Below are 24689 nucleotides of genomic sequence, written 5' to 3'. Positions count from 1 at the left end.
GGGGAAGCGGGCCCGTCACTGAACCTGCGAGCGTCAGGCCTGCTCGTCCGCCGGAGCGGCGTCGGCCGGAACCTCGTCGGCGACCGGGGCGGCAGCGGCCTCGGTCTCCTTGACGGCGCGCTTGGTGGCGGCCTCGGCCTCACCGACGGCGTTCTGCGCGACGGTCAGGGCCTCGACCAGCTCGATCACGGCCATCGGGGCGTTGTCGCCACGACGGGGACCGATCTTGGTGATGCGGGTGTAACCACCGGGGCGGTTCTCGTAGCGCGGCGCGATCTCGGTGAAGAGGGTGTGCAGCACGGAGACGTCGGTGATCGTCTTGCGGACGACACGACGGTTGTGGATGTCACCGGCCTTGGCCTTGGTGATCAGCTTCTCCGCCAGCGGGCGCATCCGACGGGCCTTGGCCTCGGTCGTGGTGATGCGGCCGTACTGGAACAGCTCGCGGCACAGGCCGGCGAGCAGCAGCGGCTCGTGGTGCGGGCCGCCGCCGAGGCGGGCGCCCTTCGCGGGACGGGGCATGGTAGCTCCTTGAATCTCCGAATCCGGCCGTATCAGGTACCGGAACGGGCGGCCGGGCGCAGTTGCCCGGACGACTTAGCTCTTTCACATCGAACCGAGGGCGGTTCGTGACGAACCGCCCTCGGAACAAATCCTCAGTACTGCTCGGTCTCCGCGTAACCCGCGTCGTCCAGGTCGTCGGCGCCGAAGGCGTCGGCGGCGGCGGTCGGGTCGAATCCGGGCGGGCTGTCCTTGAGGGCCAGGCCCATGCCGGCCAGCTTCGCCTTGACCTCGTCGATCGACTTCGCACCGAAGTTGCGGATGTCGAGCAGGTCGGCCTCGGAGCGGGCGACGAGCTCACCCACGGTGTGGATGCCCTCGCGCTTGAGGCAGTTGTACGACCGAACGGTGAGCTCCAGCTCCTCGATCGGCAGCGCCAGGTCGGCGGCCAGGGCGGCGTCCGTCGGGGACGGGCCCATGTCGATGCCCTCGGCGTCGATGTTCAGCTCGCGGGCGAGACCGAACAGCTCCACCAGGGTCTTGCCGGCCGAGGCCATGGCGTCACGCGGGCGCATGGCGGGCTTGGTCTCGACGTCGACGATCAGCTTGTCGAAGTCGGTCCGCTGCTCGACACGGGTGGCCTCGACCTTGTAGGTGACCTTCAGCACGGGGCTGTAGATCGAGTCGACCGGGATGCGGCCGATCTCCTGGCCGGAAGCCTTGTTCTGCACGGCGGAGACGTAGCCGCGACCGCGCTCGACGGTCAGCTCCATCTCCAGCTTGCCCTTGCCGTTCAGCGTGGCCAGGACGAGCTCGGGGTTGTGCACCTCGACACCGGCCGGGGGCGCGATGTCGGCGGCGGTGACCACACCCGGACCCTGCTTGCGCAGGTACATCACGACCGGCTCGTCGTGCTCCGAGGAGACGACCAGCTGCTTGATGTTGAGGATGAGGTCGGTGACGTCCTCCTTGACGCCCGGCACGGTGGTGAACTCGTGCAGGACACCGTCGACCCGGATGCTGGTGACAGCGGCGCCGGGGATCGAGGAGAGGAGCGTGCGGCGGAGCGAGTTGCCGAGGGTGTAGCCGAAGCCCGGCTCCAGCGGCTCGATGACGAACCGCGAGCGGTACTCGTCGACAACCTCTTCGGTCAGCGACGGACGCTGAGCGATAAGCATTTTTCAGATCCTCCAGTTGTCTTCGGCACCCACTATTTGATGCCGAACAAACCAAGCGTACGGCCTCCCGCACGAAGCGGGAGGCCGGACGCAAGGGGTAAAACAAGCGCCCGAAGGCGCAGCACCCGAAGGCGACGCGTCAGACGCGGCGGCGCTTCGGCGGGCGGCAGCCGTTGTGCGGGGTGGGGGTGACGTCCTGGATCGAGCCCACCTCCAGGCCGGTGGCCTGGAGCGAACGGATCGCGGTCTCGCGGCCGGAGCCCGGACCCTTCACGAAGACGTCAACCTTGCGCATGCCGTGCTCCTGCGCACGACGCGCGGCGGCCTCGGCGGCCATCTGCGCGGCGAACGGGGTGGACTTGCGCGAGCCCTTGAAGCCGACGTGGCCGGCAGAGGCCCAGGAGATCACGTTGCCCGCGGGGTCGGTGATCGAAACGATGGTGTTGTTGAACGTGCTCTTGATGTGAGCGTGCCCGTGGGCGACGTTCTTCTTTTCCTTGCGGCGGATCTTCTTCGCGCCGGCAGCCTGACGACCCTTGGGGGGCATAAGTCTGTTTCTCCTACTGAGGTGGTCGGTCCGCTAACCCGCGGGCCGGAGGGATGTCCGGTTAACGGGCGGACTACTTCTTGCCCGGCTTCTTCTTGCCGGCAATCGCGCGACGCGGGCCCTTGCGGGTACGCGCGTTGGTGTGGGTGCGCTGACCGCGGACGGGCAGACCGCGGCGGTGACGCAGACCCTCGTAGCAGCCGATCTCGACCTTGCGGCGGATGTCGGCGGCCACCTCGCGGCGGAGGTCACCCTCGACCGTGTAGTTGGCGTCGATCCACTGCGCGAGCTTGACGAGGTCGTCCTCGGAGATGTCGCGAACCCGGATGTCGGGGTTCACGCCCGTCTCGGCCAGCGACTGCTGGGCGCGGGTACGGCCGATGCCGTAGACGTACGTGAGGGCGATCTCGATCCGCTTTTCGCGGGGGAGATCAACGCCGGCGAGGCGTGCCATTCATGGCTCCTGTGGTTCTTCAGAGGTCTGACGAGCGGCCTACTCGGACACCTCTCGGTGTGCGAGCCCCGGCCTCTGACCGGGGGTGGCAGTCCGTCCCTGGGGGACGGATCGGGCAGCCCGCGTTTGACGTTGGTGCGCGTCGCGCGAAGTACTACGAGAAATGCGGGACGATCAGCCCTGGCGCTGCTTGTGGCGCAGGTTGTCGCAGATCACCATGACCCGGCCGTGACGGCGGATCACCTTGCACTTGTCGCAGATCTTCTTGACGCTCGGCTTGACCTTCATGGTTCAGGTTCTCCGGGTCTAGATCTGACGTTTGTTACCACTCGCAGGGCGAGCGGCGGACTACTTGTAGCGGTAGACGATCCGACCGCGCGTCAGGTCGTAGGGGCTCAGCTCCACGACGACGCGGTCGTCCGGGAGGATACGGATGTAGTGCATCCGCATCTTGCCGCTGATGTGCGCGAGGACCTTGTGACCGTTCTGCAGCTCAACCTTGAACATGGCGTTCGGGAGAGACTCGATCACGGTGCCCTCGATCTCAATGGCGCCTTGCTTCTTTGCCATGAACTGCGAGATCCACCTTCCGGGACCGGCTACCGTATGCGGCACGCTCGTGCGAACCTGGGTTCACCCCGACCCGCGAGGGAAGAGGGCGTGCTGAAGCACGCTACGAGTGAGCCGACGGTCCATCGTACGCGAGCCCCGGGCTAACGGCCAAACCGGGGGTCGGCCTGCGAGCCGCCCGGCTGCTGCGGCTGCTGCGGCTGGCCGTATGCCGACTGCCCGTGCACCGGCTGCGCATGCACCGGCTGACCGTGCAGGGCCTGGCCGAAGAGGTGCTGCCCGTAGGCCGGCTGGGCAGCCGCCGGCTCGACGCCCACCGGCTGGACGATCGCGGTACAGGCCGAACAGCGGGTGGCGGCCTCGGGGATCTCGGTCAGGCACTCGGGGCACGGGCGCTTGGCGACCTTCGGCTTCTTCGGCAGGTAGCGCGCGGTCGCCTTGGACACCGGCAGCACGACGCAGAAGTAGAGCACCGCGGCGGTCATCACGAACGCGATCAGCGCGTTCAGGAACGCGCCGTACTGGAACGTGACGTGCAGCACCGTCCAGCTGGCCGAGCTGAAGTCGCCGGACGCGCCGACCACCATGCCGACCAGCGGGGTGAGGAAGGCCTTCACGAAGCCGCCGACCAGCGCGGTGAACGCCGCACCGATGACGATGCCGACGCCCATGTCGACGACGTTCCCGCGCATCATGAAGTCACGGAAGCCCTTAAGCACTGTTACCACCCTATTGTCCGATTTCGCCTGCCGCTCGAAGGCAGCACGATACCGGCACGACCGGGCGGTGGTGTTAACCCCGCAGGTCGGCGGTGGTGTCAGGCCAGCGGGTCGGGAGCGGCCGTCACGCCCAGCGCCGCGAGCGCGGCCTTGCCGCCGTCGAACGCGGTGAGCACCAGCGGACCCTGCTCGGTGATCGCCACCGAGTGCTCCCAGTGCGAGGCCCAGGTGCCGTCGTTCGTGACGACCGTCCAGTCGTCCTCAAGGACCGAGGTGTGCGGGGTGCCGAGCGAGACCATCGGCTCGATCGCGAGCACGGTGCCGGGGATCAGCTTCGGGCCCTTGCCGCGGCCGCGCTCGACGTAGTTCAGCACGTGCGGCTCCATGTGCATCGCGGTGCCGATGCCGTGGCCGCCGTAGCCCTCGGTGATGCCCCACTTGCCCTTGGGCGGCAGCGGCTGGCGGCGGATGTAGCCCTCGATCGCCTTGGAGACGTCGACCAGGCGGTTGCCCTTCTTCATCTGGGCGATGCCGGCCCACATCGAGCCCTCGGTGACCCGGCTGAGCATCTCGACCTCGGGGCGGACCTCGCCGACCGCGACGGTGATCGCCGCGTCGCCGTGCCAGCCGTCCACGATCGCGCCGCAGTCGATCGAGATCACGTCACCGGCCATCAGCACCCGGTCACCGGGGATGCCGTGGACGACCTCGTTGTTGACCGAGGCGCAGATCACGCCCGGGAACCAGAGGCCGCCGTGGTGGGCGCGGAAGTTCGAGGTGGCGCCGTGGTCGGCGATCACCTTCGCCGCGATGTCGTTGATCTCCTGGGTCGTGATCCCGGGAGCGACCGCCTCGCGGCAGGCCTTGAGGGCCTCGGCGACGACCAGCCCGGCGACGCGCATCTTGGCGATCTGCTCGGGGGTCTTGATCTCCACCATCTGGCAAGCCTTTCGTTAAGTTCCCCGCCCGGTCCTTGCCGGGCGGCCGTCCACACAGACCCACCGTACGACGCCGCACGGCCGCGGCACCCGTCGTCGGGTACCGCGGCCGTGTGGCTGGAGTGTCTGTTCTCAGTTCTGCTTGTCGGCCGCCAGCGCCTCGACAGCGCGCTGGGTGACCTCGTCGACCTTGCCGAGCGCCGAGATCGTGGTGACCAGGCCCTGCTTGGCGTAGTAGTCGATGATCGGCTCGGTCTCCGTGTGGTAGACCTCCAGCCGGGTGCGGACCTTGTCCTCGCTGTCGTCGGAACGCTGGTACAGCTCGCCACCGCAGTGGTCGCAGACGTCCTCGACGGCCGGGGGGTTGTAGACCACGTGGAACACGTGGGCGCCGTCCTTGCGGCAGATCCGCCGGCCGGCGATCCGCTTCACGACCTCGTCCTCGGGGACCTCCAGATCCAGCACGCCGTCGAGGGCGATGCCGGTCTCGGTCAGGAAGTCGTCCAGTGCCTTGGCCTGGTCCAGGTTCCGCGGGAAGCCGTCCAGCAGGAAGCCGTTGCCGGTGTCCGGCTGGGTCAGGCGGTCCTTGGCCATCCCGATGGTGACCTCGTCCGGCACGAGCTGGCCGGCGTCCATGTAGCCCTTCGCCTGGAGCCCCAACGGGGTGCCCTGGCTGATGTTGGCCCGGAACAGGTCGCCGGTCGAGATGTGCGGGATGGACAGGGTCTTGGCGAGCACGTGCGCCTGAGTACCCTTCCCGGCCCCGGGAGGTCCGACGAGGACGATACGCATCAGCGGAGGAACCCTTCGTAATTACGCTGCTGGAGCTGGCTCTCGATCTGCTTAACAGTTTCGAGTCCGACGCCGACGATGATGAGGATGCTGGTGCCGCCGAACGGGATCGTGGTGCTCGCGTTGAGGGCGACCAGGCCGATCATCGGGATCAACGCGATGAGGCCCAGGTAGAGCGAACCCGGCCAGGTGATGCGGGTCAGCACGTAGTTCAGGTACTCGGCCGTCGGCCGGCCCGCCCGGATGCCCGGGATGAACCCACCATACTTCTTCATATTGTCGGCAACTTCTTCGGGGTTGAAGGAGATCGCGACGTAGAAGAAGGCGAAGAAGACGATCAGTACGAAGTACGTGATCATGTAGACCGGGTGGTCACCCTTGGTGAAGTTCTGCTGCACCCAGGTCGCCCAGCCGGCCTTGCTGTTCGTCAGCTGGGCCACCAGGGCCGGGATGTACAGCAGTGACGAGGCGAAGATGACCGGGATGACACCGGCCTGGTTCACCTTGAGCGGGATGTACGTCGAGGTGCCGCCGAACGCCCGGCGCCCGATCATCCGCTTCGCGTACTGGACCGGGATCCGGCGCTGGGCCTGTTCCACGAAGATGACCAGGACCACCACCACGACGCCGACCGCCAGGACGGCGAAGAAGTCGAACCAGCCGCCACCGATCTTGCCGAGCTTCTTGATGCTCCACAGGTTGCCGGGGAAGCCCGAGGCGATCGAGGTGAAGATCAGGATCGACATGCCGTTGCCGATGCCGCGGTCGGTGATCAGCTCACCGAGCCACATGATCACCGTGGTGCCGGCCGTCATGGTGATGACCATGACCGCGATCCGGAACACCGAGGTGTCCGGGACCACCTGGCTGCCCTGGGAGCAGGTCGAGAAGAGCGCGCCGTTCGAGGCGGTGGCCACGATGCCGGTGCCCTGGAGGATCGCCAGCGCGATGGTCAGGTACCGGGTGTACTGGGTGATCTTCGTGGTCCCGGCCTGACCCTCCTTCTTCAGCGCCTCGAGTCGCGGGATCACGACGGTGAGGAGCTGGAGGATGATGCTGGCGGTGATGTACGGCATGATGCCGAGCGCGAAGATCGTCAACTGCAGCAGCGCACCGCCGCTGAACAGGTTGACGAGGCCGAAGAGGCCATTGCTGCTCTGCTTGACGCAGAAGTTCACGGCCTTGAAGTTGACGCCCGGGACAGGGATGTGCGCGCCCATCCGGAACAGCACCATGATGCCCAGCGTGAACAGCAGCTTCTTGCGCAGGTCGGGCGTCTTGAACGCCCGCGCGAACGCACTGAGCACGGTGCCTCCTGCGCCTCCCGCGCGTCGTCGGCGGGAGGGTCGGTCCTGATGATGGGAGATGGTCTGCTCCCAGGCAGCCCGGGGGCAGCGTACAAGGGAACTCCACGGACTCTAACAGTGCGCAGCCACTGTGAAGAAGCGCGCGGAGCACGGGGTTGCCATGGGAATGCCAGGATGCCCGGTTTTGGCCGGGGTTGAGCGCCGAACCCGTGCCGATCACCACACAAACAACTGAGCCCCGCCCCTCGAAAGAGGGACGGGGCTCAGTGCTGACGGCGCGTCAGAAGGCAGTCAAGCGACTGTCAACGGGCTCAGATGAGCTCGGTGACGGTGCCGCCGGCGGCCGTGATCTTCTCGGCGGCGGAGCCGGAGACGGCGTCCACCGAGACCTGCAGCGCAACCGAGATCTCGCCGGTGCCGAGCACCTTGACGAGCGAGTTCTTGCGAACCGCGCCCTTCTCGACGAGACCCTCGACGGTGACCTCTCCACCCTGGGGGTAGAGCTCGGCCAGCTTGTCGAGGTTGACCACCTGGAAGGTGATCTTGAACGGGTTCTTGAAACCCTTCAGCTTCGGCAGGCGCATGTGGAGGGGCATCTGGCCACCCTCGAAGCGCTGCGGAACCTGGTAACGGGCCTTGGTGCCCTTGGTACCACGACCGGCGGTCTTACCCTTGGACGCCTCACCACGACCGACACGGGTCTTCGCGGTCTTGGCACCCGGGGCGGGACGCAGGTTGTGGATCTTGATCGGCGAGTCAGCCATCTCAGTCCACCTCCTCGACCGTGACGAGGTGACGCACGGTCTGGGCCATCCCGCGGATCTCGGGACGGTCCTCCTTGACAACCACATCGTGCATGCGCTTCAGACCCAGCGAGCGCAGCGTCTCGCGGTGGTTCTGCTTGCTGCCGATGTACGACTTGGTCTGCGTGATCTTCAGGCGAGCCATCAGACACCAGCCCCAGCCGTCGCGGCGGCGGTGCCCGCGGCACGAGCGCGCAGCAGGGCGGCCGGAGCCACGTCCTCCAGCGGCAGGCCACGACGGGCAGCGATCTCCTCGGGGCGAACGAGGCCCTTCAGAGCCACCACGGTGGCGTGCACGATGTTGATCGCGTTGTCCGAGCCGAGCGACTTCGACAGGATGTCGTGAACGCCGGCGCACTCCAGGACGGCACGCACCGGGCCACCGGCGATAACACCGGTACCGGGGGAAGCCGGCTTGAGCAGCACGACGCCGGCAGCCTTCTCGCCCTGGATCGGGTGCGGGATGGTGCCCTGGATACGGGGGACCTTGAAGAAGTTCTTCTTGGCCTCCTCAACACCCTTGGCGATGGCGGCCGGAACCTCCTTCGCCTTCCCGTAACCGACACCCACGGTGCCGTCGCCGTCGCCCACCACTACGAGCGCGGTGAAGCTGAAGCGACGACCACCCTTGACAACCTTGGCGACACGGTTGATCGCAACGACGCGCTCAACGTAAGCAGTCTTCTCGACGGCGGGGGCGTTGCCCCGGTCGTCGCGCTTACGGTCACGCCGCTCGCCACCGCCGGTGCCGCCGCCGGCGCCGCTACCGCGGCGCTGGGGTCCAGCCATTGGAATTACCTCTCTCGATTACGTCCGCCGACAGAGTCGACGAGCGGCTTAGAAGTCGAGCCCGGCCTCGCGAGCCGCGTCCGCCAGGGCGGCGATGCGGCCGGCGTACCGGTTGCCCGCGCGGTCGAAGACGACCGACTCGATGCCGACAGCCTTGGCGCGCTCGGCGACCAGGCTCCCGACCTTCTTGGCCAGCTCGGTCTTGTCGCCCTCGACGCCCTTGATGGACACGTCGAGGGTGGACGCCGACGCCAGGGTGTGACCCTTGGCGTCGTCGATGACCTGGGCGACCATGTGACGGTTCGAGCGCGTCACGACGAGGCGCGGACGCACCTCGGTGCCGGTGACGCGCTTGCGAACGCGGATCGCGCGGCGCTTACGGGCGGAGGGCTTGTAGGCGTTGCCCTTGCCGATCTTGACAGAAAGACTCATGGCTTACTTACCGCTCTTTCCGACCTTGCGGCGGATGACCTCGCCCGCGTACTTGACGCCCTTGGCCTTGTACGGGTCGGGCTTACGCAGCTTGCGGATCTTGGCCGAAACCTCGCCGACCAGCTGCTTGTCGATCCCGTCCACGTGGAACTTGGTGGGCGACTCGACCACGAAGGAGATACCCTCCGGGGCCTCGATCAGGATCGGGTGGCTGTAGCCGAGCTGGAACTCCATGGCGGAGCCCTTCGCTGCGACTCGGTAACCAACACCGCTGATCTCCAGCGACTTGCGGTAGCCCGCGGTCACGCCGGTGATCATGTTCGCCACCAGCGTGCGCGAAAGCCCGTGCAGGGCCTTCGACAGACGCTCGTCGTTGGGGCGAACGACAACCAGAGTGCCGTCCTCGCCCTTGCTGATCTCGATCGGCTCAGCGACGACGTGGGTGAGGGAGCCCTTGGGACCCTTCACACCGACCGTCTGGCCATCGATGGTGACGTCCACGCCGGCGGGAACCGGGATGGGCAGCCGTCCAATGCGCGACATTGCTGTACCTCCGTTTCCCGAATTACCAGACGTAGGCGAGAACTTCTCCGCCTACGCCCTTCTTGGCGGCCTGCTTGTCCGTGAGGAGACCCGAGGACGTGGAGATGATCGCCACGCCCAGGCCGCCGAGGACCTTCGGCAGGTTGGTGGACTTTGCGTAGACCCGCAGGCCCGGCTTGCTGATTCGCTTGATACCAGCGATCGAGCGCTCGCGGTTCGGACCGAACTTGAGCTCGATGGTCAGCTTCTTGCCGACCTCGCCCTCGGCCGGCTCCTCGACCTTCCAGCTGGAGATGTAACCCTCCTGCTGCAGGATCTGCGCGACGTGCGACTTGATCTTGCTAGCCGGCATCGCCACGGAGTCGTGGTACGCCGAGTTCGCGTTACGCAGACGCGTGAGCATGTCTGCGATGGGGTCGGTCATGGTCATGATGGCCTCAGGCCTCTCTCGCCGTGGTTTCTCCGCGCCAGGTCCCCCCGCCGCACTCCGCTGAGTGCGGAGTTCGGCAGGGGCACAGACGCAGGGGACCTGCGGCGTTAGTAAGACTGGGTGCGAGCCCCTTCAGAGAAGGGCCGCGTGCATCCATAGGAGACGCCGCGGCAGGGGGCCCGACCCCACTACCTTACGGGAGTCCGTACGGTGGCCCAAATCTGGGCGGTGTGGGGTCGGGCACCTCTGCTTCGCTTATGCGTTCAACCAGGTGCTCTGGATTACCAGGAGCTCTTGGTCACGCCCGGCAGCTCGCCGCGGTGGGCCATCTCACGGAGGCACACACGGCACAGGCCGAACTTGCGGTACACCGAGTGCGGACGGCCGCAGCGCTGGCAGCGGGTGTAACCGCGGACAGCGAACTTCGGCTTACGCTCGGACTTCGCGATGAGGGACTTCTTCGCCATGTGCTTACGCCTCCTTGAACGGGAAGCCCAGAGCGCGCAGGAGCGCCCGGCCCTCGTCGTCGGTCTGGGCGGTGGTCACGACGGTGATGTCCATACCGCGCTGACGGTCGACCTTGTCCTGGTCGATCTCGTGGAACATGACCTGCTCGGTCAGACCGAAGGTGTAGTTGCCACGGCCGTCGAACTGCTTCGGGGAGAGACCACGGAAGTCACGGATACGCGGCAGAGCCAGCGACACCAGACGGTCCAGGAACTCCCACATGCGGTCACCACGGAGGGTGACGTGGGTGCCGATCGGCTGGCCCTCACGCAGCTTGAACTGCGCGATGGACTTGCGAGCCTTGGTCACGGCCGGCTTCTGACCGGTGATCGCGGTCAGGTCGCGGATCGCGCCATCGATCAGCTTGGAGTCGCGGGCGGCCTCGCCCACACCCATGTTGACCACGACCTTGACCAGGCCGGGGATCAGCATGACGTTCTCGTAGGAGAACTCCTCAAGCAGCTGGCCCTTGATCTCGGCGTTGTAACGCGCCTTGAGGCGGGGGGCCACCTTCTCAACGTTCTCGATCGTCGTCTCAGACATCAGATGTCCTCACCGGTTCGCTTGGCAACGCGGATCTTGTTGCCCTCGTCATCGAAGCGGTAACCAACGCGAGTGACGACCTTCTTGCCGTCCTTCTCCACGACCAGCTGCACGTTGGAGACGTGCACCGGGGCCTCGACGGTGACGATGCCACCGGCGGTGCCCGGGCCGGGCTTGGTGTGCTTCTTGACCCGGTTCACACCCTCGACGAGGACCTTGTTCTCGGCGGGCATGGCCTGAATGACCTTGCCCTGCTTGCCGCGGTCCTTGCCGGTGATGACCTGAACCAGGTCACCCTTCTTGATCTTCATGCTGTTCGCCATGGGTTAGAGCACCTCCGGCGCAAGCGAGATGATCTTCATGAACTTCTTGTCACGCAGCTCGCGGCCCACCGGGCCGAAGATGCGGGTACCACGGGGGTCACCGTCGGTGTTCTTGAGCACGACGGCGGCGTTCTCGTCGAACCGGATGTACGAACCGTCGGGACGACGGCGCGACTTCACGGTACGGACGATGACGCACTTGACGACGTCGCCCTTCTTGACGCTGCCGCCCGGGATCGCGTCCTTGACGGTGGCGACGATGACGTCCCCGATACCGGCGTAGCGGCGACCGGAACCACCGAGAACGCGGATGCAAAGGATTTCCTTCGCGCCCGTGTTGTCGGCGACACGCAGTCGCGACTCCTGCTGGATCACAGCTTTCTCCTGATCGTCAACGAGAGACGACGGGCCGGCCGCTGCTCACACCGGCGTCGCGCGCGGTGACCCGCGCGGACCTGGTGCACATACGGCCGTACCTCATCGGCTTCGTTACTTGGCCTTCTCGAGGATCTCGACGACGCGCCAGCGCTTCGTCGCGGACAGCGGACGGGTCTCCATCAGGAGGACCCGGTCGCCGACGCCGCAAGAGTTCTGCTCGTCGTGCGCCTTCAGCTTGTTCGTACGGCGGATGACCTTGCCGTACAGAGCGTGCTTGACGCGGTCCTCGACGGCGACGACGACGGTCTTGTCCATCTTGTCGCTGACGACGAGACCCTCGCGGGTCTTGCGGAAGCCGCGCGTCTCGTTGGTGGTGTTCTCAGTCATCAGGCGCTCTCCACCGTCTCGATGCCCAGCTCGCGCTCGCGCATCAGGGTGTAGATCCGCGCGATGTCCTTACGGACCAGCCGGAGCCGTCCGTGGTTGTCGAGCTGTCCGGTCGCCGCCTGGAAGCGGAGGTTGAACAGCTCCTCCTTGGCCTCACGAAGCTTGGCAACGAGACCCTCGTTGTCCAGCTCGCGCAGCTCAGCAGCCTTGGTGCCGGCCGACATCAGCTCTCACCTGCCTCGCGCCGGACAATCCGGCACTTCATCGGGAGCTTGTGAGCAGCGCGGGTGAGCGCCTCACGAGCAACCTTCTCGTTGGGGTAGGACAGCTCAAACATGATCCGTCCCGGGTGAACGTTGGCAATCCACCACTCCGGCGAACCCTTACCGGAACCCATGCGGGTCTCGGCCGGCTTCTTGGTGAGGGGACGGTCCGGGTAAATGTTGATCCAGACCTTGCCGCCACGCTTGATGTGACGGTTGATGGCGATACGAGCGGACTCGATCTGCCGGTTCGTCACGTAGGCCGGGGTGACGGCCTGGATGCCGTACTCGCCGAAGGCGAGCTCGGTGCCACCCTTGGCCGCGCCGCGACGCTTGGGGTGGTGCTGCTTGCGGTGCTTGACCCGACGGGGGATCAGCATGTCGGTCAGGCCTCCGTTCCGGTGCTCTCAGCGGCCGGGGCGTCCGTCACCGGGGCCGCGGGGGCCTCGGCAGCGGGACGACGGCCACCACGGGCGCCACCGCGCTCGCCGCCACGGCCACCGCGCTCGCCGCCACGCGCGGGGCGGGCGTCGTTGCGGGCCGGACGGTTGCCCGAGCGGGCAGCAGCGTTCTCAGCGCGGACCTCGGCGATGTTCTTGACATCGCCCTTGTAGATCCAGACCTTCACGCCGATACGGCCGAAGGTCGTCTTGGCCTCGAAGAAGCCGTAGTCGACGTTCGCGCGCAGCGTGTGCAGCGGCACACGACCCTCGCGGTAGAACTCCGAACGGCTCATCTCGGCGCCGCCGAGACGACCGGAGCACTGGACCTTGATGCCCTTGGCGCCGGACTTCATCGTGCCCTGCATCGACTTGCGCATGGCACGACGGAACGACACGCGGGAGGACAGCTGCTCCGCGACGCCCTGAGCCACGAGCTGGGCGTCCAGCTCGGGGTTCTTGACCTCGAGGATGTTCAGCTGGACCTGCTTGCCGGTCAGCTTCTCGAGGTCGCCGCGGATGCGGTCGGCCTCGGTGCCACGGCGACCGATGACGATGCCGGGGCGAGCGGTGTGGATGTCAACGCGGACGCGGTCGCGGGTGCGCTCGATCTCAACCTTCGAGATGCCGGCGCGCTCCATGCCCTTCGTCATCATGCGACGAATGGCAACGTCTTCCTTGACGTAGTCCTTGTACAGCTTGTCGGCGTACCAGCGGGACTTGAAGTCCGTGCTGATGCCGAGGCGGAACCCGTGCGGGTTAACCTTCTGGCCCATTACCGGGTCCCTTCCTTGCTGCTGACGACCACGGTGATGTGGCTGGTCCGCTTGCGGATCCGGTAGGCACGGCCCTGGGCGCGCGGACGGAACCGCTTCAGGGTCGGGCCCTCGTCAACGTACGCCTCGCTGATGACGAGGTCGTCCACGTTGTTGTGGTTGTAGTTGTGCACGGCGTTGGCAATGGCGCTGTCGAGCACCTTGCCAACCGGCACGGTTGCGGCCTGCGGAGCGAAACGCAGGACCGCCTGGGCCTCCGTGGCGTTCAGGCCACGGATGAGGTCCACCACGCGGCGGGCCTTCATGGGCGTGACACGGATGTACCGTGCCTGGGCCCTGGCTTCCATGGTTGTCCCCTTGCTGGTGTAAGTCATGTGAGTCGTTTGGCTGTTCTGCCGGCGACTAGCGACGCTTCGACTTGCGGTCGTCCTTGACGTGGCCGCGGAAGGTGCGCGTCGGCGCGAACTCGCCGAGCTTGTGGCCGACCATCGACTCGGTGACGAACACCGGGACGTGCTTGCGACCATCGTGAACCGCGAGCGTGTGACCGAGCATGCTCGGGCTGATCACGGAGCGGCGGGACCAGGTCTTGATGACGTTCTGGGTACCGGCTTCATTCTGAGCGTCCACCTTCTTGATGAGGTGGCCGTCGATGAAGGGGCCCTTCTTGAGACTGCGCGGCATCTGACCTGCTCCTAGCGCTTCTTGTTGGTCTTGCGGCGGCGCACGATGAGGGAGTCCGAAGCCTTGTTGGCCTTACGGGTGCGACCCTCCTTCTGACCCCACGGCGAGACCGGGTGGCGACCACCAGAGGTCTTACCCTCACCACCACCGTGCGGGTGGTCGATCGGGTTCATGGCCACACCACGCACGGTCGGGCGAACGCCCTTCCAGCGCATACGGCCGGCCTTGCCCCAGTTGATGTTCGACTGCTCGGCGTTGCCGACCTCGCCGACGGTCGCGCGGCAGCGCACGTCCACCAGGCGGATCTCACCGGAGGGCATGCGCAGGTGCGCCATGCGACCCTCACGGGCGAGCAGCTGAATGCCGGAACCGGCGGAGCGGGCCATCTTGGCACCGCCACCGGGACGCAGCTCAACGGCGTGGATGGTGGTACCCACCGGGATGTTGCGCAGCGGCAGGTTGTTGCCCGGCTTGATGTCGGCCGCGGGGCCGTTCTCAACCCGGTCACCCTGCGCGATGCCGCGCGGCGCGATGATGTAGCGCTTCTCGCCGTCCGCGTAGTGCAGGAGCGCGATGCGCGCGGTGCGGTTGGGGTCGTACTCGATGTGCGCGACCTTGGCCGGCACGCCGTCCTTGTCGTGACGACGGAAGTCGATCACGCGGTAGGCGCGCTTGTGTCCGCCACCCTGGTGGCGAGCGGTGATACGACCGGCGTTGTTACGGCCGCCCTTGCTGTGCAGGGGGCGAACCAGCGACTTCTCCGGCGTGGACCGCGTGATCTCTACGAAGTCGGCCACGCTGGAGCCACGACGGCCCGGCGTAGTCGGCTTGTACTTGCGGATGCCCATTTGGCTCTCTCGTCCTCGTCCTTATCGACGATCACGATCCCCGTTAGGAGACCGGACCACCGAAGATGTCGATGCGGTTGCCCTCAGCCAGCGTCACGATGGCGCGCTTGGTGTCCTTGCGCTTGCCAAAGCCCGTCTTGGAGCGCTTGCGCTTGCCCTGACGGTTGAGCGTGTTGACGGACTCGACCTTGACCGAGAAGACCGACTCGACGGCCTGCTTGATCTGGGTCTTGTTGGCACCGGGCGACACGACGAACGTGTACTTGTTCTCGTCGAGGAGCGCGTAGCTCTTCTCGGAGATGACCGGCTTCACCAGGACGTCACGGGGGTCCGTGAACGTCTTGCTCGTGATCTCTGCAGCCATCAGGCGGCGCTCCCTTCGAGCTCGCCCTCAACAGCCACAGCCTTGGCGGACGCGGCGGGACCCGCCACGAAACGCTCGAAAGCAGCCTGGGTGAAGACAACGTCGTCGGAGACGAGCACGTCGTAGGTGTTCAGCTGACCGGCGTCCAGGATGTGCACGTTCGCCAGGTTGCGGGCGCTCTTCAGACCCAGCTCGTCGGCACGCTCGACGACGAGGAGGATGTTCTTGCGCTCGGTGATCTTGCCGAACAGGCCCTTGGCGGCCTTGGTCGACGGCACCTCGGTCGCGGTCACGCCGGTGATGACGTGAATGCGGTCGTGACGGGCCCGGTCGGTGAGCGCGCCACGCAGAGCGGCGGCGATCATCTTCTTCGGGGTCCGCTGCGAGTAGTCACGCGGCTTCGGGCCGTGGACGATGCCACCGCCCGCGAACTGCGGAGCGCGGGTCGAGCCCTGACGGGCGCGGCCGGTGCCCTTCTGGCGGTAAGGCTTGCGGCCGCCGCCTCGGACCTCGCCACGACGCTTCGTGGAGTGGGTGCCCTGGCGAGCGCCGGCGAGCTGAGCCACGACGACCTGGTGCATCAGCGGAACGCTGACCTTGGCGTCGAAGATCTCGGCCGGAAGCTCGAGGGTGCCTGCCTTGTCGCCCGCGGGCGACAGGATGTCAATGGTGCTCATATCCTTCACAGCCCCTTCGCCGCGGTGCGGACGAGGACGAGGCCGCCGTTCGGGCCCGGGATCGCACCCTTGATCAGGAGCAGACCCTTCTCCGCGTCAACCGCGTGCACGGTCAGGTTCTGGGTGGTCACACGCTCGTGGCCCATCCGGCCGGCCATCCGCATGCCCTTGAACACGCGGCCAGGGGTGGCGCAGCCACCGATGGAACCGGGCGAACGGTGCTTGCGCTGCACGCCGTGACCGGCGCCGAGGCCCTTGAAGTTGTGACGCTTCATGACACCGGCGAAGCCCTTGCCCTTGGAGGTGCCGGTCACGTCGACCTTGACACCCGCCTCGAACAGCTCAGCGGTGATCTCCTGGCCGAGGGTGTACTCGGACGCGTCCGAGGTACGCAGCTCGACCAGGTGGCGGCGCGGGGTGACACCGGCCTTGGCGAAGTGACCCGCGAGGGGCTTGTTCACCTTGCGGGGGTCGATCTCGCCGAAACCGATCTGCACGGCGTCGTAGCCACTCGTGCTGTCGGCGGTGTGGACCTGGGTCACGACATTCGGCCCGGCCTTGACGACGGTCACCGGAACGATCCGGTTGTTCTCGTCCCAGACCTGAGTCATGCCGAGCTTCTCGCCCAGGATGCCCTTAATCTGCTTTGCCATCTTCGTCGCGCCTCTCAGAGCTTGATCTCGATGTCGACGCCGGCCGGAAGGTCGAGGCGCATCAGCGAGTCAACGGTCTTCGGGGTCGGGTCGAGGATGTCGATCAGACGCTTGTGAGTGCGCATCTCGAAGTGCTCGCGCGAGTCCTTGTACTTGTGCGGCGAGCGGATGACGCAGTAAACGTTCTTCTCAGTGGGCAGCGGCACCGGGCCCGCGACCTGCGCACCAGTACGGATCACCGTCTCGACGATCTTCTTCGCCGAAGAGTCGATGACCTCGTGGTCGTAGGCCTTGAGCCGGATGCGGATCTTCTGTCCCGCCATGGCTACTAGTAGTCCTTTGTCTCAGTTGTCACTTCTACTGCCGGATCCGTCCAGGAGGACTGATCCAGTGGCGCCCCCGGGTGGTTACCTCCGGCCCCCGCGCTCGGGCGTGTCGCGCCCGGGCTGTGAAACAGGGTGCATAGCACCCATGGAGGTCCGGGTCGGTCTTGCACCCGTAGGACGCCGGGTCGAGGCCCCGCCCACGCTTCCCGGAAGATTCCCGTACGTCCGCCCCGCAGCTGCCGCGGTGTCGCTTACACACCACTGCATTCACACACAGCACGTGAACACATGAACGGCCATCACGGGAACGACGAGTACATGGGACTCGCTTCCGGTTCTCCCGACGGGAGACGCGCAGCATCGGCACTCAACCGAGCAACTTGGCTATCTTGCCATATCAGAGGCGTTTGACGCCAATCGCGTGGGGGTACGCCGCCTGATCGACCGTCAATTCGACGGCCAGGGACGCAAAAGGGCCCCGGAACTCGCTCTCGCGAGCGGGTTCCGGGGCCTCTTTCGAGCCTAGGCGTGCTAGGTCAGAGCATCAAAAATTACTTGATGATCTTGGTGACCTGGCCGGCGCCGACGGTGCGGCCACCCTCACGGATGGCGAACTTCAGGCCCTCCTCCATGGCGATCGGCTGGATCAGCGCGACCGTCATGGCGGTGTTGTCGCCCGGCATGACCATCTCGGTGCCCTCGGGGAGGGTCACGACGCCGGTCACGTCCGTGGTACGGAAGTAGAACTGCGGGCGGTAGTTGTTGAAGAAGGGGGTGTGACGGCCACCCTCGTCCTTCGACAGGATGTACGACTGGGCCTCGAAGTCGGTGTGCGGCGTGACCGAACCCGGCTTGATGATGACCTGGCCGCGCTCGACGTCCTCGCGCTTGATGCCACGGAGGAGCAGACCGACGTTCTCGCCCGCCTGGCCCTCGTCGAGCAGCTTGCGGAACATCTCGATGCCGGTGACCGTGGTGGTGGTCTTGGTCTCCTTGATGCCGATGATGTCGACAGTCTCGTTGACCTTGAGGATGCCACGCTCGATACGACCGGTGACGACGGTGCCACGACCGGTGATCGTGAAGACGTCCTCGATCGGCATCAGGAACGGCTGGTCGGTGAGGCGAGCCGGGGTCGGGATGGCCTCGTCAACCGCGTGCATGAGGCCGAGGAGCTTCGCGCCCCACTCGGCGTCGCCCTCGAGCGCCTTCAGCGCCGAGACGCGGACGACCGGCAGGTCGTCGCCCGGGAACTCGTACTCGGAGAGGAGCTCACGGACCTCGAGCTCGACGAGCTCCAGGATCTCCTCGTCGTCCACCATGTCGGCCTTGTTCAGGGCGACGACGATGTAGGGGACGCCGACCTGGCGGGCCAGGAGGACGTGCTCCTTGGTCTGCGGCATCGGGCCGTCGGTGGCGGCGACGACGAGGATCGCACCGTCCATCTGGGCCGCACCGGTGATCATGTTCTTGATGTAGTCCGCGTGACCCGGGCAGTCGACGTGGGCGTAGTGACGCGCCTCGGTCTGGTACTCGACGTGCGCGATCGAGATGGTGATACCGCGCTGCCGCTCCTCCGGCGCCTTGTCGATCTGGTCGAACGGCGTGAAGGGGTTGATGTCCGGGTACGCGTCGTGCAGCACTCGGGTGATCGCCGCGGTAAGGGTCGTCTTACCGTGGTCGATGTGACCGATGGTGCCGATGTTGACGTGGGGCTTCGTCCGCTCGAACTTCGCCTTCGCCACTGCAGTCCTCCTGAGGACAGTTCTGTACGCCGTACGACGTCAGTTGGTCTTTGATCGGGTTGGGTACGGCGCACTGGATTGCGCGCCATGCCGTCCCGCGGATGGGGGCCGGAGGCACCGGCGGGGTCGGGTCGACCCCGCCGGGTTTGCCTCCATTAAGCCTAAGGGTTGTGATTCGTCCCGATTGCGGGACGTCACTCGCCCTTGGACTTGGCGATGATGTCGTCCGCCACGTTCCGCGGAACCTCGGCGTACGAGTCGAACTGCATCGAGTAGCTCGCGCGACCAGAGGTCTTGCTGCGCAGGTCACCGACGTAGCCGAACATCTCGGAAAGCGGCACCAGCGCGTTGACCACGCGGGCACCATGACGCTCGTCCATGGACCGGATCTGTCCACGACGAGAGTTGATGTCGCCGATGACCTCGCCCATGTAGTCCTCGGGCGTGGTGACCTCGACGGCCATCATCGGCTCCAGCAGGGCCGGCTTGGCCTTGCGGGCGCCTTCCTTGAAGGCCATCGAGCCGGCGATCTTGAACGCGAGCTCGGAGGAGTCAACGTCGTGCGAGGCACCGTCGAGCAGCGTCACGCGGACACCCTGGAGCGGGTAGCCGGCGAGGACACCGAACTCCATGGCCTCCTGGCAACCGGCGTCGACCGACGGGATGTACTCGCGCGGAACGCGGCCACCGGTGACCTTGTTCACGAACTCGTAGCCCTCGCCGGACTCGATCGGCTCCATCGCGATCTGGATCTTCGCGAACTGGCCGGAACCACCGGTCTGCTTCTTGTGGGTGTAGTCGATCCGCTCGACAGCACTGCGGATCGTCTCACGGTAGGCAACCTGCGGCTTGCCGACGTTGGCCTCGACCTTGAACTCACGGCGCATACGGTCGACCAGCACCTCGAGGTGCAGCTCGCCCATACCCGCGATGATGGTCTGGCCGGTCTCCTCGTCCGTGTTGACCTGGAAGGAGGGGTCCTCCTCCGCGAGACGCTGGATGGCGACACCCAGCTTCTCCTGGTCACCCTTGGACTTGGGCTCGATCGCGACGCGGATGACCGGGGCCGGGAAGTCCATGGACTCCAGGACGACCGGGTTCTTCTCGTCGCTCAGCGTCTCACCGGTGGTGGTCTGCTTGAGACCCATCACGGCGATGATGTCGCCGGCGCCCACCGACTCGATCTCCTCACGCTTGTTCGCGTGCATGCGGTAGATCTTGCCGATGCGCTCCTTCTTGCCCTTCACCGAGTTCAGCACCGAGGTGCCGGACTCCAGGCGGCCCGAGTAAACCCGGACGAAGGTGAGCTTGCCGAGGTGCGGGTCCGACATGATCTTGAACGCGAGCGCGGCGAGCGGCTCGTCGTCCGAGGCCTTGCGGATGATCTTCGTCTCGGGGTCGTTCGGCTTCGTGCCCTCGATGCCCGTGATGTCGAGCGGCGACGGCAGGTACTTGACGACCGCGTCGAGCAGGGGCTGGACGCCCTTGTTCTTGAACGCCGAGCCGCAGAAGATCGGCGTGAAGGACGAGTCCAGCGTGCCCTTGCGGATCGCGGCGACCAGCAGCTCCTCGGGGATCTCCTCGCCCTCGAGGGCGAGCTCCATCACCTCGTCGCTGACGTTCGAGACGGTGTCGAGCAGCTGCTCGCGGTACTCCGCAGCCTTCTCGGCCAGGTCGGCCGGGATCTCGACGGTGTCGTACATCTCGCCCTTGGGCGCATCCGCGGACCAGACCAGGGCCTTCATCTTCACCAGGTCGACGACACCGGCGAAGTCGCCCTCGGCGCCGATCGGCAGCTGCATGACCAGCGGGGTGGCGCCGAGGCGGTCCACGATGGTCTGCACGCAGAAGTAGAAGTCGGCGCCCGTGCGGTCCAGCTTGTTGATGAAGCAGATGCGCGGAACACCGTAGCGGTCAGCCTGCCGCCACACGGTCTCGGACTGGGGCTCGACACCGGCGACACCGTCGAACACCGTCACGCCACCGTCGAGCACGCGCAGCGAACGCTCCACCTCGACGGTGAAGTCGACGTGGCCCGGGGTGTCGATGATGTTGATGGTGTGGTCGCTGTCATCGAGCGTCCAGTGACAGGTCGTCGCGGCCGACGTGATCGTGATGCCGCGCTCCTGCTCCTGCTCCATCCAGTCCATGGTGGCAGCGCCATCGTGGACCTCACCGATCTTGTACGAGACACCGGTGTAGAACAGGATCCGCTCGGTGGTGGTGGTCTTGCCCGCGTCGATGTGCGCCATGATCCCGATGTTGCGGACCTTGGCGAGGTCAAGGGAGGTTGCAGCCATGGTGGCTCGTTCTCTCTCTGTCTAGTGACGGGGTTAGGACTACCAGCGGTAGTGCGCGAAGGCCTTGTTGGACTCGGCCATCTTGTGGGTGTCCTCGCGACGCTTCACGGAAGCGCCCAGGCCGTTGCTGGCGTCGAGGATCTCGTTCATCAGGCGCTCGGTCATGGTCTTCTCGCGACGGGCGCGGGAGTAACCGACCATCCAGCGCAGCGCCAGGGTGCTGGCGCGGCCCGGACGGACCTCGACCGGAACCTGGTAGGTCGCGCCACCGACACGGCGGGACTTGACCTCGAGGGCCGGCTTGACGTTCTCCAGCGCGCGCTTCAGCGTCACGACGGGGTCAGAGCCGGTCTTCTCACGGACGCCCTCGAGGGCGCCGTAGACGATCCGCTCGGCGGTGGAGCGCTTGCCGTGCAGCAGGATCTTGTTGACCAGCGACGTCACCAGAGGGGAGCCGTAAACCGGGTCGATGATGACCGGGCGCTTCGGGGCGGGGCCCTTACGAGGCATTCTTACTTCTCCTTCTTGGCGCCGTAGCGGCTGCGGGCCTGCTTGCGGTTCTTGACACCCTGGGTGTCAAGCGAACCGCGGATGATCTTGTAGCGGACACCAGGAAGGTCCTTCACACGACCGCCGCGCACGAGCACGATGGAGTGCTCCTGCAGGTTGTGGCCCTCGCCGGGGATGTAAGCGGTGACCTCGATCCCGCTGGTGAGGCGCACACGGGCGACCTTACGAAGCGCCGAGTTCGGCTTCTTCGGGGTGGTCGTGTACACACGCGTGCAGACGCCGCGACGCTGGGGCGAGCCCTTCAGCGCGGGAGTCTTGTTCTTCTCGACCTTGTCCTGCCGGCCCTTTCGGACCAGCTGCTGGATCGTAGGCACCGTTTCTCCGTTTTCTGTGTGCCAAGGCTGGGTGAAACTAACCTGCGGTGTTCCCAGCTCACGCCGACCCACGAGGTCGGGTGTGTTGGGCTTCTTCCGGTCCGGTCCAGATCGGCGGGCGGCGGAAGAATCTGCGGAATCCCGATGTGCTGATGTGCAGCGGCGGCGCCTGCGCGCGAGGCGCGCGGCGGCCGGTGTGCATGCACGCACAAGGACCCGGGGACACCCCAGGCACAAGGTCAGAGCGTACCTAGCGCATCGGGCTCGGTCAAAACAAATGCAACCCCGCAGGTCGCGGCGGGGCCGGGAGGAAAACCGGGCCGGCGGCGGGAGCGGGTGCGGGCGGTGCCGGCGCATAGCACAGGTGGTTGCGGACCGCGACTCGACGGGCCGGGCCGGGCCGCCGCCCGGGCGACAGCACGGTTTTGCGCCCCCGGGGGGAGGCCGGAGCTGCGCTCAGCCTCCGTGGCCGACGGCCGCGACACCGGCCAGGAAGAGCAGCACCCAGCCGGCCAGCCAGAGGTAGCCCAGGGTGAGCCCGGTCACCGCCCGGCCGTCGCCGGCCTCGCCGGAGCGCCGGATCTGGCTGCGCGCCATGTGGCCGCTGATCACCGCGGGGATCGCCAGCAGACCCGCCGTCGGGACGCTGAGCAGGCCCATCGCCAGCGAGACGTTCGCCGCGGCGTTGCTGCGCACGGGTGGCTGGAACACCGGCGGCGGCAGGAAGGTCGGCGGCACCACCGGCACCGGGGCGCCCAGCGGCGCGACCATCGGGCCGGCCGGCAGGTCGGCCACGATCCGGGCCAGCTCGCCGTAGGTCTGCGCGCGGTTGACCGCGTCGAAGCGCTCGGAGTACTCCTCGGCGGAGAGCCGGCCCTCCGCGTAGGCCGCCTTCAGCACGTCCACCGTGCGGTCCCGGTCGGTGTGCGCGGCGCGCATCGCCGCGTAGGGCGTGGGTGCGGGCTGCCAGGCTCGGGCATACGGGTCCCCGGGCCGCTGCGGGTCAGGCCACCGCTGCACATCACCCATCCGGTCCTCCTCCTGACGCGACACGACACGCCCCCGGCGCCCTCACCTCATGGACGAGCCAGGCCCGTGAAGGGTTCCGCAGCACACCGACCATCATGCCGCCGGGTCGGCCGCGGGCACCTCGGCTGCGCAGCCGTCGGGGTCGGACGGCCGGGCGGGCGGTGGCGTCGCCTCCGGTACCGGCTCCGGCATCATGGGCGTGGTGAACGAGCGGACGAGAACGAGCGGCGACGACAGCGCCGAGCAGCGGGCACAGGCCGAGCTGCGAGAAATGCTGGAGCGGGCTGTCGGCGCCGTCCTCGGTGCGACCGACCGGCGGGTGGACGACGCGCTGGACAGCGGTGCGTCCCTGCTCGCCGCCTCGGCCGAGCGCTGGCCCGCGGTCAGCCGAGCGGTGCTCGGGCTCACCGACGGCTCGCTCGGCGGGCTCTGGGAGCGCGGCTGGCGCCCGGCCGACGTGGCCCGGCTGGTCCGTCGCGACCTCGCGCCCACGCATCTGGCGCTGCTGGTGGACCTGGTGGCGGCCGAGTCGCGCCGCTACTCCCCCGCCGCGCTGGACCGGCGCTGGACCGAGCAGCTGCGCGAGCTGGCGGTGGAGGTCTGGTGGTCGGGTGACGAAACCTTCCTGCCCGGCTTCGCCGAACGGCACCGGCTGGACCGGTTCGCGCTGGCCACCACCGCGCTGGAGCTGCTGCGGCTGCTCGGCCGGCTGCCGGCGATCGCACCGGTCGGCCCCGCGCCGGGCGCGCGGGTCGGAGCAGGGGCGCGCACCGTCGAACACCGCGCGACCGTCCCGACGCCGGGCGAGCCGCGGATGCTCGGCCGGATCCGGGCCCTGCTGGCCAAGGCCGAATCCACCGAGTTCCCGGAGGAGGCCGAGGCGCTGACCGCCAAGGCCCAGCAGCTGATGGCCCAGCACAGCATCGACGAGGCGCTGCTCTCGGCCGGCCAGGCCAACGGCGACCTGCCCGGTGCGCTGCGGATCGGCATGGAGAACCCGTACGAGGGCCCGAAGGCGATGCTGCTGGACGCCGTCGCGGCGGCGAACCGGTGCCGGGTGGTCTGGGCGAAGGAGTTCGCGTTCTGCACCGTGGTCGGCTTCGACTCCGACCTGGACGCGGTGGAGCTGCTCTACACCTCGCTGCTGGTGCAGGCAACGGCGGCGATGCACAAGGCCGGCAGCCGGCAGCACCTGGACGGCGCGTCCCGCACCAGGGCGTTCCGGCAGTCGTTCCTGGTCTCCTACGCGGCCCGGATCCGCGAGCGGCTCACCGAGGCGACCGAGCAGACCACCCGGGCGGCGGCCGCCGGGCAGCACCTGCGCGAGGACGGCACGGCCGAGCAGGGCGTCCCGGACGAGCGGCTGCTGCCGGCGCTGGCGGCCCGCGAGGAGGCGGTCGATTCGACGACCGACCGGATGTTCCCCAAGCTCACCTCGCAGCGGGTGCGGGTGAGCGACGGCGAGGGCTGGATGGCCGGCCGGGCCGCCGCCGACCAGGCCGCGCTGCACGGGCGCGGCCGGGTCGAGGGGCGGCGCGGCAAGCGCTGAGCCGCCCTCG

General features: G+C 67.1%; 37 protein-coding genes. 1 reads left to right on the top strand and 36 read right to left on the bottom strand.

The genetic code is table 11. From position 1 onward, the window contains the following. Positions 1-33 precede the first annotated feature (33 nt). From rplQ to AC060L_RS16175, 36 genes are all read right to left on the bottom strand, one after another. Positions 34-522 (bottom strand): 50S ribosomal protein L17, encoded by a 489-nt coding sequence (rplQ, locus tag AC060L_RS16350; RefSeq protein WP_483799462.1) that lies wholly within the window; start codon positions 520-522, stop codon positions 34-36. Positions 523-656: 134 nt separating this feature from the next. Next, a complete protein-coding gene (locus tag AC060L_RS16345; protein ID WP_035800873.1) occupies positions 657-1679 on the bottom strand; it encodes a DNA-directed RNA polymerase subunit alpha in 1023 nt (340 codons plus the stop codon). A 139-nt stretch (positions 1680-1818) separates the two neighbouring features. Then, positions 1819-2226 (bottom strand): 30S ribosomal protein S11, encoded by a 408-nt coding sequence (gene rpsK / locus AC060L_RS16340; protein WP_030232513.1) that lies wholly within the window; start codon positions 2224-2226, stop codon positions 1819-1821. 73 nt (positions 2227-2299) lie between these two features. After that, entirely contained in the window at positions 2300-2680 is a 381-nt protein-coding gene (gene rpsM, locus AC060L_RS16335) for a 30S ribosomal protein S13 (RefSeq protein ID WP_145790757.1), read from the bottom strand. A 174-nt stretch (positions 2681-2854) separates the two neighbouring features. After that, positions 2855-2968: a 50S ribosomal protein L36 gene (gene rpmJ / locus AC060L_RS16330; protein ID WP_003956441.1), complete on the bottom strand. Its 114-nt coding sequence runs from the start codon at positions 2966-2968 to the stop codon at positions 2855-2857. A 60-nt stretch (positions 2969-3028) separates the two neighbouring features. Then, entirely contained in the window at positions 3029-3250 is a 222-nt protein-coding gene (infA, locus tag AC060L_RS16325) for a translation initiation factor IF-1 (protein ID WP_003956442.1), read from the bottom strand. A 143-nt stretch (positions 3251-3393) separates the two neighbouring features. Then, positions 3394-3969: a large conductance mechanosensitive channel protein MscL gene (mscL, locus tag AC060L_RS16320; protein ID WP_483799461.1), complete on the bottom strand. Its 576-nt coding sequence runs from the start codon at positions 3967-3969 to the stop codon at positions 3394-3396. Between the two features lie 98 nt (positions 3970-4067). Further along, a complete protein-coding gene (map, locus tag AC060L_RS16315; protein WP_483799460.1) occupies positions 4068-4907 on the bottom strand; it encodes a type I methionyl aminopeptidase in 840 nt (279 codons plus the stop codon). Positions 4908-5039: 132 nt separating this feature from the next. Beyond that, entirely contained in the window at positions 5040-5699 is a 660-nt protein-coding gene (locus AC060L_RS16310) for an adenylate kinase (RefSeq protein WP_483799459.1), read from the bottom strand. Then, a complete protein-coding gene (gene secY, locus AC060L_RS16305) occupies positions 5699-7006 on the bottom strand; it encodes a preprotein translocase subunit SecY (RefSeq protein ID WP_483799458.1) in 1308 nt (435 codons plus the stop codon). The genes AC060L_RS16310 and secY overlap by 1 nt, the downstream gene beginning before the upstream one ends. A 311-nt stretch (positions 7007-7317) precedes the next feature. Beyond that, positions 7318-7770, bottom strand: coding sequence for a 50S ribosomal protein L15 (gene rplO, locus AC060L_RS16300; RefSeq protein ID WP_483799457.1), 453 nt, complete (start codon positions 7768-7770; stop codon positions 7318-7320). Between the two features lies 1 nt (position 7771). After that, the gene (gene rpmD / locus AC060L_RS16295) at positions 7772-7954 is read right to left on the bottom strand and encodes a 50S ribosomal protein L30 (protein WP_030300409.1); all 183 of its coding nucleotides are present in this window, start codon (positions 7952-7954) and stop codon (positions 7772-7774) included. Continuing rightward, positions 7954-8598 carry a 30S ribosomal protein S5 gene (gene rpsE, locus AC060L_RS16290; protein ID WP_483799456.1) on the bottom strand — a complete coding sequence of 215 codons (645 nt, stop codon included), beginning with the start codon at positions 8596-8598 and terminating at the stop codon, positions 7954-7956. Before rpsE ends, rpmD begins: the two co-directional genes overlap by 1 nt. Positions 8599-8646: 48 nt before the next feature. Beyond that, on the bottom strand, positions 8647-9030 hold the full coding sequence (rplR, locus tag AC060L_RS16285; RefSeq protein ID WP_483799455.1) for a 50S ribosomal protein L18: 384 nt from the start codon (positions 9028-9030) through the stop codon (positions 8647-8649). A gap of 3 nt (positions 9031-9033) precedes the next feature. Continuing rightward, entirely contained in the window at positions 9034-9573 is a 540-nt protein-coding gene (gene rplF / locus AC060L_RS16280) for a 50S ribosomal protein L6 (RefSeq protein WP_483799454.1), read from the bottom strand. 22 nt (positions 9574-9595) lie between these two features. Beyond that, a complete protein-coding gene (gene rpsH, locus AC060L_RS16275) occupies positions 9596-10003 on the bottom strand; it encodes a 30S ribosomal protein S8 (protein WP_483799453.1) in 408 nt (135 codons plus the stop codon). A 281-nt stretch (positions 10004-10284) separates the two neighbouring features. Next, a complete protein-coding gene (locus tag AC060L_RS16270; protein WP_104816571.1) occupies positions 10285-10470 on the bottom strand; it encodes a type Z 30S ribosomal protein S14 in 186 nt (61 codons plus the stop codon). Positions 10471-10474: 4 nt separating this feature from the next. Next, positions 10475-11053, bottom strand: coding sequence for a 50S ribosomal protein L5 (gene rplE / locus AC060L_RS16265; protein WP_483799452.1), 579 nt, complete (start codon positions 11051-11053; stop codon positions 10475-10477). Next, positions 11053-11364, bottom strand: coding sequence for a 50S ribosomal protein L24 (gene rplX / locus AC060L_RS16260; RefSeq protein ID WP_483799528.1), 312 nt, complete (start codon positions 11362-11364; stop codon positions 11053-11055). The genes rplE and rplX overlap by 1 nt, the downstream gene beginning before the upstream one ends. A 15-nt stretch (positions 11365-11379) precedes the next feature. After that, positions 11380-11751, bottom strand: coding sequence for a 50S ribosomal protein L14 (rplN, locus tag AC060L_RS16255; protein WP_035800854.1), 372 nt, complete (start codon positions 11749-11751; stop codon positions 11380-11382). A 114-nt stretch (positions 11752-11865) separates the two neighbouring features. Continuing rightward, on the bottom strand, positions 11866-12141 hold the full coding sequence (gene rpsQ / locus AC060L_RS16250) for a 30S ribosomal protein S17 (RefSeq protein WP_483799451.1): 276 nt from the start codon (positions 12139-12141) through the stop codon (positions 11866-11868). Next, a complete protein-coding gene (gene rpmC, locus AC060L_RS16245) occupies positions 12141-12365 on the bottom strand; it encodes a 50S ribosomal protein L29 (protein WP_110670525.1) in 225 nt (74 codons plus the stop codon). The genes rpsQ and rpmC overlap by 1 nt, the downstream gene beginning before the upstream one ends. Continuing rightward, the gene (gene rplP, locus AC060L_RS16240) at positions 12365-12784 is read right to left on the bottom strand and encodes a 50S ribosomal protein L16 (protein ID WP_483799450.1); all 420 of its coding nucleotides are present in this window, start codon (positions 12782-12784) and stop codon (positions 12365-12367) included. Before rplP ends, rpmC begins: the two co-directional genes overlap by 1 nt. 5 nt (positions 12785-12789) lie before the next feature. Continuing rightward, positions 12790-13620 carry a 30S ribosomal protein S3 gene (rpsC, locus tag AC060L_RS16235; RefSeq protein ID WP_483799449.1) on the bottom strand — a complete coding sequence of 277 codons (831 nt, stop codon included), beginning with the start codon at positions 13618-13620 and terminating at the stop codon, positions 12790-12792. Continuing rightward, positions 13620-13967, bottom strand: coding sequence for a 50S ribosomal protein L22 (gene rplV / locus AC060L_RS16230; RefSeq protein ID WP_033824229.1), 348 nt, complete (start codon positions 13965-13967; stop codon positions 13620-13622). The genes rpsC and rplV overlap by 1 nt, the downstream gene beginning before the upstream one ends. A gap of 55 nt (positions 13968-14022) precedes the next feature. Next, positions 14023-14304 carry a 30S ribosomal protein S19 gene (gene rpsS / locus AC060L_RS16225; RefSeq protein WP_483799448.1) on the bottom strand — a complete coding sequence of 94 codons (282 nt, stop codon included), beginning with the start codon at positions 14302-14304 and terminating at the stop codon, positions 14023-14025. 11 nt (positions 14305-14315) lie between these two features. Beyond that, complete coding sequence (gene rplB, locus AC060L_RS16220; RefSeq protein ID WP_483799447.1) at positions 14316-15152, bottom strand: 50S ribosomal protein L2; 837 nt, start codon at positions 15150-15152, stop codon at positions 14316-14318. A 43-nt stretch (positions 15153-15195) separates the two neighbouring features. After that, the gene (gene rplW, locus AC060L_RS16215; RefSeq protein ID WP_483799446.1) at positions 15196-15516 is read right to left on the bottom strand and encodes a 50S ribosomal protein L23; all 321 of its coding nucleotides are present in this window, start codon (positions 15514-15516) and stop codon (positions 15196-15198) included. Further along, positions 15516-16193: a 50S ribosomal protein L4 gene (gene rplD, locus AC060L_RS16210; protein WP_483799445.1), complete on the bottom strand. Its 678-nt coding sequence runs from the start codon at positions 16191-16193 to the stop codon at positions 15516-15518. Before rplD ends, rplW begins: the two co-directional genes overlap by 1 nt. A gap of 5 nt (positions 16194-16198) precedes the next feature. Beyond that, positions 16199-16846 carry a 50S ribosomal protein L3 gene (rplC, locus tag AC060L_RS16205; protein WP_483799444.1) on the bottom strand — a complete coding sequence of 216 codons (648 nt, stop codon included), beginning with the start codon at positions 16844-16846 and terminating at the stop codon, positions 16199-16201. Between the two features lie 14 nt (positions 16847-16860). Then, complete coding sequence (rpsJ, locus tag AC060L_RS16200) at positions 16861-17169, bottom strand: 30S ribosomal protein S10 (RefSeq protein WP_012785157.1); 309 nt, start codon at positions 17167-17169, stop codon at positions 16861-16863. A gap of 554 nt (positions 17170-17723) precedes the next feature. Continuing rightward, a complete protein-coding gene (gene tuf, locus AC060L_RS16195; RefSeq protein WP_483799443.1) occupies positions 17724-18917 on the bottom strand; it encodes an elongation factor Tu in 1194 nt (397 codons plus the stop codon). A 194-nt stretch (positions 18918-19111) separates the two neighbouring features. After that, positions 19112-21217 (bottom strand): elongation factor G, encoded by a 2106-nt coding sequence (gene fusA, locus AC060L_RS16190; RefSeq protein ID WP_483799442.1) that lies wholly within the window; start codon positions 21215-21217, stop codon positions 19112-19114. A 39-nt stretch (positions 21218-21256) separates the two neighbouring features. Then, entirely contained in the window at positions 21257-21727 is a 471-nt protein-coding gene (gene rpsG / locus AC060L_RS16185) for a 30S ribosomal protein S7 (RefSeq protein ID WP_035848142.1), read from the bottom strand. A 2-nt stretch (positions 21728-21729) separates the two neighbouring features. Continuing rightward, positions 21730-22101, bottom strand: a complete 372-nt coding sequence (rpsL, locus tag AC060L_RS16180) for a 30S ribosomal protein S12 (RefSeq protein ID WP_014144289.1) — start codon at positions 22099-22101, stop codon at positions 21730-21732. A gap of 456 nt (positions 22102-22557) precedes the next feature. Next, on the bottom strand, positions 22558-23130 hold the full coding sequence (locus AC060L_RS16175) for a DUF1707 and DUF4190 domain-containing protein (protein ID WP_483799441.1): 573 nt from the start codon (positions 23128-23130) through the stop codon (positions 22558-22560). Positions 23131-23323: 193 nt separating this feature from the next. Here AC060L_RS16175 and AC060L_RS16170 point away from each other — a divergent pair, with 193 nt between their 5' ends. Continuing rightward, positions 23324-24679 carry a DUF2786 domain-containing protein gene (locus AC060L_RS16170; RefSeq protein WP_483799440.1) on the top strand — a complete coding sequence of 452 codons (1356 nt, stop codon included), beginning with the start codon at positions 23324-23326 and terminating at the stop codon, positions 24677-24679. The last annotated feature ends 10 nt before the right edge of the window (positions 24680-24689 follow it).

This window comes from Kitasatospora sp. NEAU-69 (assembly GCF_057158765.1).
Note: the sequence above shows the minus strand (reverse complement) of the source record. Positions and strands in the feature narration are given on the sequence as shown.

Bases quoted from the DNA above. Each gene is read 5' to 3' on its own strand.
- rpsH (WP_483799453.1), bottom strand. From the start codon at position 10,003: ATGACCATGACCGACCCCATCGCAGACATGCTCACGCGTCTGCGTAAC.
- rplF (WP_483799454.1), bottom strand. From the start codon at position 9,573: ATGTCGCGCATTGGACGGCTGCCCATCCCGGTTCCCGCCGGCGTGGAC.
- rpsJ (WP_012785157.1), bottom strand. From the start codon at position 17,169: ATGGCGGGACAGAAGATCCGCATCCGGCTCAAGGCCTACGACCACGAG.
- rplR (WP_483799455.1), bottom strand. From the start codon at position 9,030: ATGAGTCTTTCTGTCAAGATCGGCAAGGGCAACGCCTACAAGCCCTCC.
- fusA (WP_483799442.1), bottom strand. From the start codon at position 21,217: ATGGCTGCAACCTCCCTTGACCTCGCCAAGGTCCGCAACATCGGGATC.
- rpsG (WP_035848142.1), bottom strand. From the start codon at position 21,727: ATGCCTCGTAAGGGCCCCGCCCCGAAGCGCCCGGTCATCATCGACCCG.
- rpmD (WP_030300409.1), bottom strand. From the start codon at position 7,954: ATGGCTCGCCTGAAGATCACGCAGACCAAGTCGTACATCGGCAGCAAG.
- rplD (WP_483799445.1), bottom strand. From the start codon at position 16,193: ATGAGCACCATTGACATCCTGTCGCCCGCGGGCGACAAGGCAGGCACC.
- rplW (WP_483799446.1), bottom strand. From the start codon at position 15,516: ATGGCTGCAGAGATCACGAGCAAGACGTTCACGGACCCCCGTGACGTC.
- rplB (WP_483799447.1), bottom strand. From the start codon at position 15,152: ATGGGCATCCGCAAGTACAAGCCGACTACGCCGGGCCGTCGTGGCTCC.
- AC060L_RS16345 (WP_035800873.1), bottom strand. From the start codon at position 1,679: ATGCTTATCGCTCAGCGTCCGTCGCTGACCGAAGAGGTTGTCGACGAG.
- rpsQ (WP_483799451.1), bottom strand. From the start codon at position 12,141: ATGACTGAGAACACCACCAACGAGACGCGCGGCTTCCGCAAGACCCGC.
- rpsS (WP_483799448.1), bottom strand. From the start codon at position 14,304: ATGCCGCGCAGTCTCAAGAAGGGCCCCTTCATCGACGGCCACCTCATC.
- rplC (WP_483799444.1), bottom strand. From the start codon at position 16,846: ATGGCAAAGCAGATTAAGGGCATCCTGGGCGAGAAGCTCGGCATGACT.
- rplV (WP_033824229.1), bottom strand. From the start codon at position 13,967: ATGGAAGCCAGGGCCCAGGCACGGTACATCCGTGTCACGCCCATGAAG.
- AC060L_RS16175 (WP_483799441.1), bottom strand. From the start codon at position 23,130: ATGGGTGATGTGCAGCGGTGGCCTGACCCGCAGCGGCCCGGGGACCCG.
- rplX (WP_483799528.1), bottom strand. From the start codon at position 11,364: ATGAAGATCAAGAAGGGTGACCTGGTTCAGGTCATCACCGGCAAGGAC.
- rplP (WP_483799450.1), bottom strand. From the start codon at position 12,784: ATGCTGATCCCCCGTCGGGTCAAGCACCGCAAGCAGCACCACCCCAAG.
- AC060L_RS16310 (WP_483799459.1), bottom strand. From the start codon at position 5,699: ATGCGTATCGTCCTCGTCGGACCTCCCGGGGCCGGGAAGGGTACTCAG.
- rpmJ (WP_003956441.1), bottom strand. From the start codon at position 2,968: ATGAAGGTCAAGCCGAGCGTCAAGAAGATCTGCGACAAGTGCAAGGTG.
- AC060L_RS16270 (WP_104816571.1), bottom strand. From the start codon at position 10,470: ATGGCGAAGAAGTCCCTCATCGCGAAGTCCGAGCGTAAGCCGAAGTTC.
- rpsM (WP_145790757.1), bottom strand. From the start codon at position 2,680: ATGGCACGCCTCGCCGGCGTTGATCTCCCCCGCGAAAAGCGGATCGAG.
- rplO (WP_483799457.1), bottom strand. From the start codon at position 7,770: ATGGCTGACTCGCCGATCAAGATCCACAACCTGCGTCCCGCCCCGGGT.
- rpsE (WP_483799456.1), bottom strand. From the start codon at position 8,598: ATGGCTGGACCCCAGCGCCGCGGTAGCGGCGCCGGCGGCGGCACCGGC.
- rplQ (WP_483799462.1), bottom strand. From the start codon at position 522: ATGCCCCGTCCCGCGAAGGGCGCCCGCCTCGGCGGCGGCCCGCACCAC.
- infA (WP_003956442.1), bottom strand. From the start codon at position 3,250: ATGGCAAAGAAGCAAGGCGCCATTGAGATCGAGGGCACCGTGATCGAG.
- rpsK (WP_030232513.1), bottom strand. From the start codon at position 2,226: ATGCCCCCCAAGGGTCGTCAGGCTGCCGGCGCGAAGAAGATCCGCCGC.
- rplE (WP_483799452.1), bottom strand. From the start codon at position 11,053: ATGTCTGAGACGACGATCGAGAACGTTGAGAAGGTGGCCCCCCGCCTC.
- rpsC (WP_483799449.1), bottom strand. From the start codon at position 13,620: ATGGGCCAGAAGGTTAACCCGCACGGGTTCCGCCTCGGCATCAGCACG.
- AC060L_RS16170 (WP_483799440.1), top strand. From the start codon at position 23,324: ATGGGCGTGGTGAACGAGCGGACGAGAACGAGCGGCGACGACAGCGCC.
- rpmC (WP_110670525.1), bottom strand. From the start codon at position 12,365: ATGTCGGCCGGCACCAAGGCTGCTGAGCTGCGCGAGCTGGACAACGAG.
- map (WP_483799460.1), bottom strand. From the start codon at position 4,907: ATGGTGGAGATCAAGACCCCCGAGCAGATCGCCAAGATGCGCGTCGCC.